Below are 13686 nucleotides of genomic sequence, written 5' to 3' on the forward strand. Positions count from 1 at the left end.
TCCATGCTATCAACCGCCCAGGCCCGTAATTGCCAGGTTCCGGCTGATGCCATCGAGCGGGTGCGGGACGTCAGGGCCAGAAGGCGCCTGGCCCTTGAACGGGAGCGTCTCCACCCTGCTGAGGTCCCAGGCCATGGACGCGCTGAGGCTGATGCCACGCGGCCCGGTACGCCGGGTGGTCCCCCGGATCAGCAGCATCCGGGTACCGAACAGCAAGGGTCCGGCCTGCTCCTGCGCCTCATGGAAGAACACCGAATCCACGCAGCCCGTGCCGTCGTCGATACTGATGAACACCACACGCCTGCCACCCCGCATGGGGGGCGTCTGGGTGGCAACGCGGACTCCGGCAACCAGCACCTCGGTACCGTTGCGCAACGCCAGCAGTTTGTCCGCGGTGGTGACTCCGAGCTTGTCCAGCAGCGGGCGGTGGCTCTCCATCAGGTGGCCGCTGGCATCAAGGGCCATCAGGTCCAGCTCCGCCCGGACCGTATCCACCAGCGTGGGCGCGGGCAGGCCCGGCTTGATGTTGCGCAACTCCACATCCCCCAGCGGCAAAGACAGCTGGCCTTCCACCACTTCGGTGCCCTTGCGGCTGCTGCCGGTGCTGGTTTGGAGGTTCTGCAGATGCGCGATGAGGTCTGCCCGGTTGGCTTCCCCGCCGGATCCGCGGTGCAGCGAATCAAAGGCACCCAACTGGGCCAGCCTGCGGATACTGGGCTTGGTAATCCGCGCCCGTGCCCGGAGGTCTGCCAGGGAGTCATAGGGCTGGCCGGCGACGATCCGCTTGAGTTCAGCTCCGGACAGCCCAAAGATCCCGTTCAGGCTCAACCTGATCCCCAGCTTGCCGCGGTCCGGTCCGTCTTCAACGCGTTCCACCCGGTACTCGGCCTGGCTGCGGTTGATGTCCAGCGGCAGGATGGGAATCCCCATCCTGCGGGCTTCCGCCACGAGGAGCCGCTTGGGGTACATTCCGGGATCGTGCTCCCAGAGTCCGGCCAGGAAGGCTTCCGGATGATGGGCCTTCAGCCAGGCCGACTGGTAGGTGGGTACGGCGAAGGCAGCACCGTGGGCCTTGCAGAAACCAAAACTGCCGAACGCCTTCAGGGTGTCCCAGACCTTGTCCACCACGTCCGGGGAGTACTTCCTGGCATGGGCGGTTTCCCGGAAGAACTTCTCCACCTTCCATTCCTGCTCCCCGTTGCCCAGCGCCCGCCGGAATTCGTCCGCCCGGGCAAATCCGCAGCCTGTCATGGTGTCGAAAATCCTCAGGATCTGCTCATGGAACACCGTCACGCCGTGGGTTTCCTGCAGGGCAGGCTTCAGGTCAGGGTGCGGATAAACCTCCGGCGCGAAACCATGCCGGTGCTCCAGGAACGGCCGCACCATGTCCGATTTCATGGGGCCGGGCCTGAACAGCGAGATGTCGATGATGAGATCGTTGAACTCCCGCGGCGCCATTTTTCCCACCAGTTCACGCTGCCCGGGCGATTCAATCTGGAAGCAGCCCAACGTATGGGTACTGCGGATCAGCTCATAAGTGGGCTCGTCATCCAGCGGCACGGCGTTGAGGTCTATGCGGCCGTCCTCCGCGATGTAGTCCGGGCCGCTGCCGTCCTGGCCGGTGGGATGCCGGCCAGCCGCCACCACCTCCGCCTTCCCCGAGTGGATGCGGATCACTTCCCGCACGGCGAAAGCCATGGCGCTTTGCATCCTTACGCCCAGGACGTCCAGCTTGAGCATCCCCATGGGATCCATGTCGTGCTTATCAAACTGACTCATGGGCAGGCCAAGCCCGCTGGGCTGGACGGGCGTGCGGTCCAGCAGGGTGGCATCGCCCAGGATCACTCCGCAGGGGTGCATGGAAATGTGCCGGGGCAGCCGGTCCAGCCGTTCCGTCAGGTCCACCAGCATGTCAAGCTGCTGGTTTTCGCTGTAATCCCGTTGTTCCACCCGGCCGGCGAACTCCCGCAGCTCAGGTTTTTCCACGAGCGCTTCCCGGAAGTTCCGCGCCGAAAACCGCCACAGCTGCTTGGCGATCTGGCCGACGTCGCCGTCATCCATTCCCAGGGCCATCCCGGCGTCCCGGACGGCACCCCGGGCGCGGTAGCCGTTCTGCATGCTCATCAGGGTGACCCGTTCCGAACCGAACCGCTCAAAGATCCGCCGGTACACGTTGTGCCGTTCGGCGCTTTCAACGTCTATATCGATATCCGGCAGCGTGGCGCGGTCCCTGGAAAGGAAGCGCTCAAAGATGAGGTCATGCTGCAGCGGGTTCACGTGGCTGACATCGATCAGGTAATTGACCAGGCTGGAAGCACCCGAGCCACGTGCCGCAGCCCGGACCCCCATGTCCTGGATCATCCGGGCGACCTCGGCCACCGTCAGGAAATAGGAGGAAAAACCAAGGTTTCGGATGATCCCCAGCTCATGGTCCAGCCGGTGGCGCATCTGCTCATGGGCCTTGCCCGATATACCGGGGAACCTCCTGCCGATTCCGGCCTCGCACCGCTGCCCCAGCTCCACAAAGGGTTCCTGGCTGATGCCGATGACCGAAGCTTCCGGCACCACCGGCTGCTTCCAGCCCATGTCCGTCACCGGGTCCATCCGGCAACGGTCCGCGAGCGCCTCTGTCTGGGCCAGGATCTGCTTGAGGTCAGCGGCACCGTATCCGGCAGCGGAAATGATTTCCCTGCAGAGTTCGCGCATCAGCGCCGGAGGCTTGAGCCAGGCCTGGCCGTTGGGCGCGAGGACCGGTTCGGTGGAGAGTTCCGGCAGTGATTTGAGGGTGCGGGCCGAATCCAGGACGTCCGCGGTGGCTGCGCCGTCCTCCGCGCAGTAGCGGACAGCGTTGCTCAGTACCGCTGGAACGTGGTGTTCCTCGGCCAGCCTGAGCATGCGCACGGCCTGGGCGGTGCTCATGGGCTGCCCGGGTGCGCTGAGCTGCGAGACCACCTCGGCAACCAGCGTGCGCGGCGGCATGGCGTCCATCCACCGTTTGAACAGGGTGCGGGGGCGGAGGTACCGGCGCCCTCCCATGGCACGTCCGACGTCGGAATCGGGTCCCAGCAGTACTGTCAGGACAGGCTTCAAGGTAGTGGGGTCCAAAACCCGCGAGGCGAGTTCCGTGCGGGTGACGGCCACCGGGATGGCCCCGCCGGCTTTTCCGGAGGTGCGGGCGTGGGCATCCGAGACCAGCCGGCACAGCGCCCGGTACCCGGCCCCGTTGTTGTTTCCGTGGGCGAGCACCACCACCCTGCCGGAGGTCTGGGTGCGGAGGTCGCCGTCGTCGTCAAAAACCGCCAGGTCCACCCCCACGATGGGGTCTATGCCGGCGGACATGCAGGCCTTGAGGTGTTTGACCGTGCCGTAGAGGCCGTCCCGGTCCGTGCAGGCGAGCGCCGTGGCCCCTTCCGAGGCGGCTGCCTGGGCAAGTTCGTCAGGCCAGGACACGCCGTAGTGGGCACTGAAAGCGGTGGAGACGTGCAGATGGGTGAAGGTCATGCGCTTTGGGGACGAAGGGCGTCATGGATACGCAGCAGGCGCCAGCGTCCGCTGGCCGCATGCCGCACCAGGTCAAGGGTGAGGCTCTCCTGCATTTCGGGGTGGGGTGCGGGTTTTTTTCCCGCAGGCAGGTCCTCCCGGACCTGGACCCGCCAGATTTCATGGTCCACCAGGCCGGGGCCGGAGCCCAGGGGTGCCCGGCTTTCCTCCGCCCACCATTGGCGCCGCTCATACCAGCGCACCGGATCGGCACACAGTGTGTACTCCCGGCCTGCCCACCGGAGCCGCAGCGGCTGCCCGGCAGTGGTGCAGTCGACGTCTACCGACTCGCTGAACATGCCCATGGCACCTCCCGGAACTGTTGTCTTGGATACTCGAACATATATTCGAATATCCAAAAGTCTACGCCCGGCCCCGGACAAAAACTACATGGGGTGGACGGACACCACGGCGGGGAGCAGGATGGTCCCATGAGCACCCATGACGCACTCCTGAAAAAGGTCAGCATCGAGGCCAACGGTTCCAGCCTGGTTGCCCGCTTCGACGTGGATGGCAACATCCCCGGATCGGGCGCCTACGTTGTAGGGCTTGTGGCAGCCAGTCCCGACTACTCCTCGCAAAGACGGCTGGGCATTGAATTCATGAACGGGGAGGCCATTGCCTTCTACTCGTTCAACCATGAACAGGGCACGGAGGAAAACTACGACCTGGGCGGGGTGACCCACTCGGGCACCACCATTACCGGGAATTTTCCCCTCGACGCCATCCACGGACTGGGCAAGGGCCATGTCATATCAGCTTTCAGCGAGGCTGACGGCAGGGAGTTCCAATCCGGCGTTCCGGTGGAGGAAGCGCTCTAGGACTCAGCCGTTTCCCTTGTGGACCTTCATCTCCAGTTCGATGAACCCGGAGATCATTTCCCTGTAGGTCCGCTCCACGATGTCCGGATCGATGTCCTTCTTTTCCGCGGCTTCCCTGACGTGCTCAATGATGCGCTCCACCCGGCCGGGTGCACGGACCTCGGCGTCATCGCCCTTGAGGGTGCCTGCGATGCGGATCAGCCTCTCACGGCGGGCAATCAGCGTGACAATCTGCTCATCCACTTCATCAACAGCCACGCGGACTGCGGCGAGCTGTTCCCTGTCGGCTGATGCGTCCCTGTCGTTTCCCTGAATAGTTGCCATCACTCGACACTACCCACGCGCCCCCGCAGAGTCGAACAGTTTACGGCGCCCGCTAGAACAGTGCCTCAACCGGCTGGATCAGTTCCGGTCCGTTATTGCGGACATTTCCGACGGCGGGACCCACCGAATCGACGCGCCAATCAGCAGCGACGTCCTTCACTCCGGAACGGACAAGGTCCACCAGGGCCGCGGCGTCGTCCACTTCCGGATCAAGCCACGCCTCCATGGCCTCTTTGCCCATGGGCAGCGGCACGCGGTCATGGAGTTCGGTGAGCTTTCCAAACACCGTGGATTCTGAACCCGGCGGCGGCGTATCAGTGGTGAGGAACGACGTCGAGAGCATCCACCGCCCCGGTCCCCCCTCAGCCTTGGACGGGCCCTTCCACCACTCATACAGTCCGGCAAAGACCAGCCCGCGCCCCTCCCCCGGATGGACGTAGTAGGGCTGCTTGGCTTTGCCGGTTCCCTGCTTCCATTCGTAGTAGCCGTCAGCAGGAACGGCGCAGCGCCTGCTTTTGATGGCTTTCCGGAACGCCGGCTTCTCCAGTACCGTCTCGCTGCGGGCGTTGATCATGCTGGAGCCAATGCGCGGGTCCTTGGCCCACGACGGGACCAGCCCCCAACGGGCAACGTGCAGCTGGCGTACGGTGCCGCCGTCGATCAACCGTTCCAGGACAATGGGCACCGGGTCAGTGGGCGCCACATTCCACGACGGCGGAACCTCCAGGTCCTCCTCCAGCTGGGCATCGAACTCCGCCAGCAGGTCTCCTACTGCCCGGGCCATCACGTAGCGTCCACACATGGCACCAGCATGCCACCGCCGCCGGCAGTGTCATCCGCGCCGGCAATGTCATCCGCGCCGGCAATGTCATCCGCGCCGGGAATACTTCGCCTGCGGGTTACCGTTGAGACACTCGAGAACCCATCGCTTAGGAGAAATTTCGTGGACTTCACCCCTGAAACCGGCACCATCACCATGTTTTCCACCACCTGGTGCGGCTACTGCAACCGCCTGAAGAAGCAGCTGGACGCCCAGGGCATCGGTTACACGGAGATCAACATCGAACAAGTGGAGGGCACGGCAGAACTGGTGGAGCAGCTCAACGGCGGCAACCGCACCGTCCCCACCGTCCTCTTCCCGGACGGAACGGCAGCAACCAACCCCTCAGCGGCAGAAGTCAAGAGCCGACTGGCCGTATAGGCAGGCCGCCGGAGCAATGTGATAGACAGATCAGGGCCGGGCATCTCCCGGCCCTGATCTGTCTCTCTGTCCTCGAGGAGCCTTCCGTGGTCCATAAAGTCAAAGGTGTTGTTGCACTGAGCAAGGGCGCCCCCGTCACGCTGGAAACCATCCTGGTTCCCGAACCCGGCCCCGGCGAAGCTCTGGTGGACGTGCTCACCAGCGGCGTCTGCCACACCGACCTGCATTACAAGCTCGGCGGCATCAGCGACGACTTCCCGTTCCTTCTGGGCCATGAAGCCACCGGCGTGGTCAGCGCCGTGGGACCGAACGTGACCAACGTTGCCCCCGGCGACCGCGTGGTCCTGAACTGGCGCGCCGTCTGCGGTGAATGCCGGGCCTGCAGCCGTGGCGAGGCGCAGTACTGCTTCAACACCCACAACGCCACGCAGAAGATGACCCTGGAGGACGGCACGGAGCTCTCCCCCGCGCTGGGCATCGGCGCATTCATCGAAAAGACCCTGGTGGCGGCCGGACAGTGCACCAAGGTGGACCCTGAGGCAGACGCCGCGGCCGTAGGCCTCCTCGGCTGCGGGGTAATGGCCGGCCTGGGGGCAGCCATCAACACCGGCGGAGTCAAGCGTGGCGACTCGGTTGCCGTGATCGGTTGCGGCGGCGTGGGCGTGGCCGCGATTGCCGGTGCCGCCCTGGCAGGCGCCACCACCATCATCGCCGTGGACATCGATCCCAAAAAGCTCGAGAACGCGGTTGCCCTCGGCGCCACCCACACCGTTGACTCCTCCGCCGTCGATCCCGCGGAAAGCATCCGGGCACTGACCGGCGGGTTCGGCGCAGACGTGGTGATTGACGCCGTCGGACGCCCCGAAACGTACAAGCAGGCCTTCTACGCCCGCGACCTCGCCGGCACGGTGGTCCTGGTGGGTGTTCCCACCCCGGAGATGACCCTGGAGCTGCCATTGCTGGACGTCTTTGGCCGCGGCGGATCACTGAAATCCTCCTGGTATGGTGACTGTCTCCCATCCCGGGACTTCCCCATGCTGATCAGCCTGTACCGCCAGGGCCGGCTGGATCTGGACGCCTTCGTTACCGAACGCATCACCATCGACCAAGTGGAAGAGGCGTTCGAAAAAATGCATGCCGGCACCGTTCTGCGTTCGGTGGTGGAACTGTGACGGCGGCGAAGGGCACCGGAGCCCGTATCGAGCACCTGGTCACCTCCGGGACGTTTTCGCTCGACGGCGGAACCTGGGATGTGGACAACAACGTCTGGATCGTGGGCAATGACGACGAATGCCTGGTGATCGACCCCGCACACGACGCCGCAGCGGTGGCAGCGGCGGTGGGCGGCCGCAAGCTGGTGGCCATCCTGCTCACGCATGGCCATGACGACCACATCCGCGCGGTGGTGGAACTGCGGGAGCTCACCGGCGCGCCCGTCCTGCTGCACACCGCGGACCGCATGCTCTGGGACAGCGTGTACCCGGACACCGAGCCGGACGGCACCATTAACGACGGCGATACTTTCGCGGTTGCCGGCACCACCCTCACCGCGCTGCACACGCCGGGGCATTCACCGGGTTCAGTGTCCCTGTTTGCGCCGGGCCTGGGGACGGTGTTCACGGGAGACACCCTGTTCAATGGCGGTCCAGGCGCCACGGGCCGTTCCTACAGCGACTTCCCCACGATCATCGATTCCATCCGGGACCGCCTGCTGACGCTTCCGGAGGAAACGGTGGTCCGCACGGGCCACGGCGATTCCACCTCGGTGGGCGCCGAAGGTCCGCACCTGGCCGAGTGGATTGCCCGTGGCCATTAGGGATTCCTAGGCGAATTCCAGCTGCGAATGTGCGGCGTAGGCATCGATGACGGCCTGTTCAACGATGCCTACGTCCACACCGGGCACCAGGTCGTTCGCCGCTCCCGCCGTGGCCGGATCCCAGTCGAGCCCCAGGGCCGCATAGCTTTGGGTCAGGACCTCCCGGATGGGGGCGGAGTCTTCCACCACAATCACCGAACTGAACAGCCAGGCGCCCGCAACAACGCGCTGGGCCGTGCCAATCAGCTTGATCCTGTGCGCCGGGTCCACAGGGTCAACGCCGTGAACGCTAAACTCGCCGGGGCAGTACTCGCCCGGGATCTCGCCGACGGCGGCGTGCACCCCGGCCTGCTGCAGCGCCCCGGCCAGCAGGTCCCCGAACAGCCCGAAGCGGGTCTTGACGGCGGCAATGGCGTCCGCTGCCGGTTCAATATGGTCCACCACCAGGGTTCCGCGGTGATAGGCCGCTGCCCGGCCGCCGGCTTTGCGGACCAGCGGTTCGAACCCCAGCCGGCGGCAGGCCTGCGCAGCAGTGTCGAAGCCGGGAAGTTTTGCATCACGCTGGCCGAAGGCCACGGTGGGCTCGGGGCGGTACAGCCTCAGGGTGGGCCCGATCGTGCCCTCCTTGGCCTGGGCCAGAAGTTCCAGGGCATGGTCTAGGTCCGCCGCGGCCCCCAGCGTTTCCTGCTGTTTCACCACGGTCAGGACGGGACGCGCCCCGGGCTGCCGGAATCCTGCAGGCTCAGTCACGGTCATCCGGTTCAGCTCCGCCGCAGCGTCAGGATCTGTTCGGCACGGCCGAACGGTCCTTGGAGGTCATGCAGCACCGTGGAGGTCAGCCCGATGCCGTCGGCACCGAAGGAGACTTTGTTCTCCAGCCCCAGCCACTCCCCCGCCGGCTTGCGGTACATGTGGATCTGCAGGTCCAGGTTGGGGAACGCGTAGCTGCCTTTGCCCGGAGGCACGCGGGTGGCGATGCCATTGGCGGTGTCCACCAGGCCGATCAGCCTGGCCGTTTCGCTGGGCGTTTCCAGGTCCGTCAGAGGATGCGGTGTAGTCAGCCAGACAGTACCCGCGCCCGGCCGGTGCCCGTCAGCCACCCTGAACTCGAGCGAGCGGATGTAACCCCCGGGCCAAAGGCTGACGGCGTCGAAGGGTTTGCAGTCGTGGGGTCCGGGGATCTGCGGATCCTCGACGGCGGCCACCTCCGAGGTGTCCGAGGTGACCATCCGCCACGCGGTGGCCCGAATGGCCGTGCGGCCGTTGGCGGTGAGTTCCGCCTGGACCAGCTCGATGGTTTTTCCAGGACGCAGCATGGTGGTGGTGACCTCGAATTCGCCACCGGGAATCAGGCCCAGGATCTCGTAGCTCAGCCTGGCCATCCGCAGTTCCGGACGCGGTGCAAAGTTCTCCAGGGCGTGGGCCATGATTCCGGAGGCCGGAGCCATGTGCTGTTCGTGCTCGTTCCAGGCACCCTGGGCGTGGATTGTGGAGCGGTAGCGGCCACCACCCAGGGACCGGTAGTAGAAATCGCCTTCGGCGAGGTCCGGCAGATCAGCAGTCAACGGAAACGGCCCTTTCGGTGGCATCGTGGAATCTGGAATTCACCTTATCCCTTGCCGCCGCAGTACTTCATGAAAGCGTTGCATGTCACGTGCCTGACTTTCCATATGGGTAGACTCGTTGCCTGACCGTGCCGGCGACCTTGGAGGACGTGGTTCCACTATGCGAGTCATCAGCTACAACCTCCGCAAGCACAAAGCCAGCGGTGAACTGCTGCATCTGGCCACCGAATTCGGTGCGGATGCCATGTGCCTGCAGGAGTGCGATTCCGGAGACCTTCCCGCCACCCTGGGCCCGCTGAAACTGGCGGATACCACCAAAACGAACCGGCTGGGCCTGGCCATCTATTACCGGGAGGACCGGTTCACGGCTGTCAGCACCCAATCCTTTGCGCTGCAGAAGTCCTTCCACGACAGGGTATTGGCCCCCGCCCATGAACGCCTGATCGGAACGCGGGTGGTGGACAACGAGACGGATCACCACCTGGTCATCGGATCGTTCCACGCGGCCCCGCTGACGGCGTCGAACTCCCTGCGCCGCAAACAGATCCACGCGGCACATGCCGAACTGCTGACCATGGGCAGCGGCCTAATGACCCTGATGGTGGGCGATTTCAACTACCCGTTCTTCACGAAGAAGCTGCATACGCACATGGAAAACTCCGGCTATGCGCTGTCCCTGAGCGACAAACGGACCTATACGCGCTACAAGTTCTTCAAGGGCCACTTCGACTTCGCAACGTCCCTTGGCCTGAACATCACCAGCGTGCAGACCATGCCGCGCGGCAAGTCGGACCACCTGCCCATCCTGGTAACAGCGGAATACGGCTACTGACGGCCGGCCAGTTCCAGCATCCGGTCCCGCAGGCCGGCCCACGCTGAGGCAAAGCCGGGGTGGAGTGCCATGTGGCTTACCTCTGCAACAGGGATCCAGCGCAGCTCTATGCTTTCGGGATCGCTGATCACCGGATCGAAGGGCTCGATGACCAGGACCACCACCGTGCTGTAGGACCAGTAGCCCAGATCCACCACTGACGTAAACAGGACGTCAACCTGGTTCATCGGAACTGCAGCTTCTTCCGCGGCCTCGCGCAGGGCCCCCGTAACGGCATCCTCGTCTTCGTGGAGGGCCCCGCCCGGCAGGCCCCAGGTCCCGCCATAGTGGCTCCATACCGCCCGGTGCTGGAGCAGGACTCCCTTGTCCGGATCGAAGGCGAGCACCCCGGCGGCCCCGAACCGGCCCCAGAACCTGCCATGCACGCCGTCCACCCAGGCATCACCGGCGTTGCGCGGCCGGTTCGTCACGCTGGGCGGGGCCTGGGAAGCCAGGGCTTCGCCATGGTGCGGTCCAGCGGAGCGCGCGTCTGGTGCGGGTGCAGCGTTGTGGTCCATGTCCCAAGTCTGCCAGCAGGAGGCCGGGGACCGGATGCACCGGTTAATACTCCGGCTTTACGCTCCGGCTTGGCAGATGGGCCCGGGCACCCCTAGGCTATAACCCTAAGCATGCTTAGCATTATGCGCCTGCTGATGTTCAACGACTCAAGAGGAGCGACCATGACGGACCAGTACACCTTCCGGAACCCTGTTACCGCCTACCCTGAGATCTCCCCTCCCAAGCAGCACCAGCCGGAGCCGGGCCTGGATGCCGAGCTGACGCCCAAGGCAGACCTGGGCGAGGAAACGTACCGTGGGACCGGACGCCTTGAGGGGCGCAAAGCGATCGTGACCGGGGCCGACTCGGGCATCGGTGCAGCCACCGCCATTGCCTTCGCACGGGAAGGCGCCGACGTCGTGATGTCCTACCTGCCTGAAGAGGAAGAAGATGCCGCCCGGATTGCCGGAATCATCGAGGCAGCCGGCCGTAAGGCAGTGAAGGTTCCGGGGGACCTGAAGGATGCCGATACCTGCCGGGAACTGGTGGACACCGCGGTTGCCGTGCTGGGCGGCGTGGACATCCTGGTGAACAACGCCGGCAAGCAGGTGGCCCAGGAAGACATCGCGGACATCACCGATGAACAGTTCGACCACACCCTGAAGACGAATGTGTACGCCATGTTCTGGTTGACCAGGGAAGCCCTGAAGCACATGCCGGAAGGGTCAACCATCATCAATACGACGTCGATCCAGGCCTACAACCCGTCCCCCACACTGTTGGACTACGCAACCACCAAGGCCGGCATCAACAACTTCACCAAGGGCCTGGCCCAGCAGCTGGCCCCGAAGGGAATCAGGGTCAACGCGGTGGCTCCCGGGCCCATCTGGACTCCGCTGCAGGTCAGCAGCGGCCAGCCGAAAGAGAAGCTGCCGGACTTCGGGAAGTCCACTCCCCTGGGCCGCGCGGGCCAACCCGCCGAGCTCGCTCCGGCGTACGTTTTCCTCGCATCGCCGGAATCGAGCTATGTGGTGGGCGAAACGCTGAACGTCAACGGCGGCAACCCCACACCCTGAGCCTGTTACCCCGCAGGCTGTTCGGAGACCCGGGCCGCGGCTTCGCGGAGCCGCGGATCCGGGTCCTGCTTCCATCGGCCAATAACAACGTCCGCCTTGTGCCGGCGCGTTCCATCCAGCCGGGCCAGCAGCGGGATCACTACGTCCTTGACCAGCGGTCCCGCCAGTTCGGGGGTTTCGGCCGAACGCAGGAATCCCTCGATCCGCGTCAGGTCCGTGTGAAGCAGCAACCCCACGCGGGCCTGGAGAAGTACAACGGCGGCCAGTCGTCTTTCGAAAACGGGCCTGCTTCCTGGCCGGGGGCGGCCCCACAGGGCTGATGCCAGCATGGTGACGCCGTCATGGTCCAGGTCCCTGAACTTGTTCAGGGCGTCGCGCACCGTACCGCGGACGGCACCCACGGAAGAGCCGTAGGAGGCGAGGGCACCGCCCAGCCGGGCTTCGACGTCGTCCGCCCTGTACCACGCGCCCTCATTCTCCAGAGTGCGGTTAATGAATTCCGTGGCCTGTTCCACCATCCCCGTCATGGCAGGAACCGGATCAGTACCAGTTCACGGCCACCGAATGGGCCCATGCACCGCAGGGTGAACCATAGCGGGCATCGATGTAGGACAGGCCCCATTCCACCTGGGTCCGGTAGTTGGTGAGCCAGTCGCTGCCGGCACTGGCGTACTTGCTGGCGGGCAGTGACTGCGCAATTCCGTACGCACCGGAGTAAGGATTGGTGGCGGTGGTCAACCAGTTGGACTCCTTGTTCCAGAGATTGACCAGGCACTGGAACTGATCCTGGCCCCAGCCGAAGGCACCCAGCCTCGAGGACGCATACGCCTGGGCACCGGCAGGATTATTGACTGCCCCGCCCGGAACCACAGGGACAACGGGGGGAGCCGGAGGCGGCGTCACCGGAGCAGGTGCCGGCGCCGGTGCAGGCGGTTGCGGAGCAGGTACGACGGCGGCAGGTTGGGCGGGTGCCGCCGGTGCGGGTGGGGCGGGAGCCTGGACAGCAGGGCGCCTGGCGGCTTCGGCAGCAGCCTGCGCTGCGGCGGCGGCATCCCTGCGGGCCCGCTCTTCCGCGGCTGCCCGCTTTGCCGCTTGGGCAGATTCATAGGCTGCGATGGCCACCTGGCCATGACGGAATTCAGATTCGACCGCCGCAGTGGTTCCCTTGAGCGAGGCCAGCTGGGCAGTGAGTTCGGTTCCGTGCTTCTGCTGCTCCGCAAGATGGGCCGCAACGGCCGCCTGGGCTGCAACGGCGTCGTCAAGCGTGGATTTCGATGCGGCCGCCAGCTGCTCGCGCTCGGCTTTGGCCACGCGTTCCTGAGCGGCCTGGGCGTTTGCGGCCTTTTCCGCCGCCGCCGCCTTGGCCACGAGGGCAGCTGTCTTATCGCCCACCACCTGCACGATATTCAGCCCATGGACGCTGTCCGTCCGTACGGCGTCCATGGCGACGAAGAGGCCCATGTTGGTGCCGCCGGTTTTATAGGACTCGGCGGCCAGGGCACCGATCTCCTTTTTGTAGCGGGTGAGCTCGCTGTTGACCTTGGCCGACTGGGCAGTGATCCTGTCAAGTCGCGCGCTGGCCGCGTCGAGGGCGCCTTTGGCCACTGCGTATTCGGCAGCAGAGGCAACGGCAACGTCGCCGAGCTCTTCGGAACGGGACTGGAGACCGTCCAGCAGCCCGGTGATGGTGGCAATTTCCGAAGCCTTGGCGGACTCGCTTTGCTTGGCGTTTTCAACGTCCTGCCAGCTGGGGTAGCCGCTGGGCGGCGCGTCATCAGAGGCGTTGGCGGCAGGCAATGCGAAACACCCTGCAAGGGATATCGCAAGGAGGCCCGCGACAACGGGGCGTTTGACTCTGAAAGCAAAACGGGGCATAGTCCCCCAGCCTACCTGTACGACTCGCCGGAAACTCCCAGCTCGTTATCAGAATGTGACATTTGGGCCGAGAAGAAGGTATCGTCGTTGGGTGTCCCG

Annotated in this window: 15 protein-coding genes; 6 read left to right on the forward strand and 9 right to left on the reverse strand. The window is 65.0% G+C overall.

The window, feature by feature from the left end; genetic code table 11:
* Positions 1 to 9 precede the first annotated feature (9 nt).
* Positions 10 to 3501 carry a DNA polymerase III subunit alpha gene (locus ACPJW8_RS09700; protein ID WP_330188417.1) on the reverse strand — a complete coding sequence of 1164 codons (3492 nt, stop codon included), beginning with the start codon at positions 3499 to 3501 and terminating at the stop codon, positions 10 to 12.
* A complete protein-coding gene (locus ACPJW8_RS09705) occupies positions 3498 to 3845 on the reverse strand; it encodes a DUF6504 family protein (protein ID WP_330188418.1) in 348 nt (115 codons plus the stop codon). Before ACPJW8_RS09705 ends, ACPJW8_RS09700 begins: the two co-directional genes overlap by 4 nt.
* 126 nt (positions 3846 to 3971) lie before the next feature.
* Here ACPJW8_RS09705 and ACPJW8_RS09710 point away from each other — a divergent pair, with 126 nt between their 5' ends.
* On the forward strand, positions 3972 to 4361 hold the full coding sequence (locus tag ACPJW8_RS09710; protein ID WP_330188419.1) for a hypothetical protein: 390 nt from the start codon (positions 3972 to 3974) through the stop codon (positions 4359 to 4361).
* Between the two features lie 3 nt (positions 4362 to 4364).
* On the opposite strand, the gene ACPJW8_RS09715 is transcribed toward ACPJW8_RS09710, so the two are convergent.
* A complete protein-coding gene (locus ACPJW8_RS09715) occupies positions 4365 to 4685 on the reverse strand; it encodes a chorismate mutase (RefSeq protein ID WP_330188420.1) in 321 nt (106 codons plus the stop codon).
* 52 nt (positions 4686 to 4737) lie between these two features.
* The gene (locus ACPJW8_RS09720) at positions 4738 to 5469 is read right to left on the reverse strand and encodes an SOS response-associated peptidase (RefSeq protein ID WP_425256472.1); all 732 of its coding nucleotides are present in this window, start codon (positions 5467 to 5469) and stop codon (positions 4738 to 4740) included.
* Positions 5470 to 5628: 159 nt separating this feature from the next.
* Between ACPJW8_RS09720 and ACPJW8_RS09725 the strand changes: the two genes are divergently transcribed.
* The 3 genes from ACPJW8_RS09725 (at position 5629) to ACPJW8_RS09735 (ending at position 7702) form a co-directional block, all read left to right on the forward strand.
* Positions 5629 to 5886, forward strand: a complete 258-nt coding sequence (locus ACPJW8_RS09725) for a mycoredoxin (RefSeq protein ID WP_330188422.1) — start codon at positions 5629 to 5631, stop codon at positions 5884 to 5886.
* Positions 5887 to 5972: 86 nt separating this feature from the next.
* Positions 5973 to 7058: an S-(hydroxymethyl)mycothiol dehydrogenase gene (locus ACPJW8_RS09730; RefSeq protein ID WP_330188423.1), complete on the forward strand. Its 1086-nt coding sequence runs from the start codon at positions 5973 to 5975 to the stop codon at positions 7056 to 7058.
* Positions 7055 to 7702 (forward strand): MBL fold metallo-hydrolase, encoded by a 648-nt coding sequence (locus ACPJW8_RS09735; RefSeq protein ID WP_330188424.1) that lies wholly within the window; start codon positions 7055 to 7057, stop codon positions 7700 to 7702. The genes ACPJW8_RS09730 and ACPJW8_RS09735 overlap by 4 nt, the downstream gene beginning before the upstream one ends.
* A 6-nt stretch (positions 7703 to 7708) precedes the next feature.
* Here the strand turns inward: ACPJW8_RS09735 and ACPJW8_RS09740 are convergent, their stop codons facing one another.
* Both ACPJW8_RS09740 and ACPJW8_RS09745 read right to left on the reverse strand, forming a co-directional pair.
* Complete coding sequence (locus tag ACPJW8_RS09740) at positions 7709 to 8458, reverse strand: lipoate--protein ligase family protein (RefSeq protein ID WP_330194294.1); 750 nt, start codon at positions 8456 to 8458, stop codon at positions 7709 to 7711.
* 5 nt (positions 8459 to 8463) lie between these two features.
* Positions 8464 to 9267, reverse strand: coding sequence for a thioesterase family protein (locus ACPJW8_RS09745; protein WP_330188426.1), 804 nt, complete (start codon positions 9265 to 9267; stop codon positions 8464 to 8466).
* A 160-nt stretch (positions 9268 to 9427) separates the two neighbouring features.
* Here ACPJW8_RS09745 and ACPJW8_RS09750 point away from each other — a divergent pair, with 160 nt between their 5' ends.
* Positions 9428 to 10099 carry an endonuclease/exonuclease/phosphatase family protein gene (locus ACPJW8_RS09750; protein ID WP_330188427.1) on the forward strand — a complete coding sequence of 224 codons (672 nt, stop codon included), beginning with the start codon at positions 9428 to 9430 and terminating at the stop codon, positions 10097 to 10099.
* On the opposite strand, the gene ACPJW8_RS09755 is transcribed toward ACPJW8_RS09750, so the two are convergent.
* Positions 10093 to 10656 carry an NUDIX hydrolase gene (locus tag ACPJW8_RS09755; RefSeq protein WP_330188428.1) on the reverse strand — a complete coding sequence of 188 codons (564 nt, stop codon included), beginning with the start codon at positions 10654 to 10656 and terminating at the stop codon, positions 10093 to 10095. The genes ACPJW8_RS09750 and ACPJW8_RS09755 overlap by 7 nt on opposite strands.
* A gap of 162 nt (positions 10657 to 10818) precedes the next feature.
* Between ACPJW8_RS09755 and ACPJW8_RS09760 the strand changes: the two genes are divergently transcribed.
* Positions 10819 to 11712 (forward strand): glucose 1-dehydrogenase, encoded by an 894-nt coding sequence (locus tag ACPJW8_RS09760; protein WP_330188518.1) that lies wholly within the window; start codon positions 10819 to 10821, stop codon positions 11710 to 11712.
* Positions 11713 to 11717: 5 nt separating this feature from the next.
* Here the strand turns inward: ACPJW8_RS09760 and ACPJW8_RS09765 are convergent, their stop codons facing one another.
* Positions 11718 to 12239: a DNA alkylation repair protein gene (locus ACPJW8_RS09765; protein WP_330188429.1), complete on the reverse strand. Its 522-nt coding sequence runs from the start codon at positions 12237 to 12239 to the stop codon at positions 11718 to 11720.
* A 13-nt stretch (positions 12240 to 12252) separates the two neighbouring features.
* Positions 12253 to 13509, reverse strand: coding sequence for a lytic transglycosylase domain-containing protein (locus ACPJW8_RS09770; protein ID WP_330188430.1), 1257 nt, complete (start codon positions 13507 to 13509; stop codon positions 12253 to 12255).
* Positions 13510 to 13686 lie beyond the last annotated feature (177 nt).

This window comes from Pseudarthrobacter sp. J47 (assembly GCF_049810315.1).
In the GTDB taxonomy this organism is placed as follows: domain Bacteria; phylum Actinomycetota; class Actinomycetes; order Actinomycetales; family Micrococcaceae; genus Arthrobacter.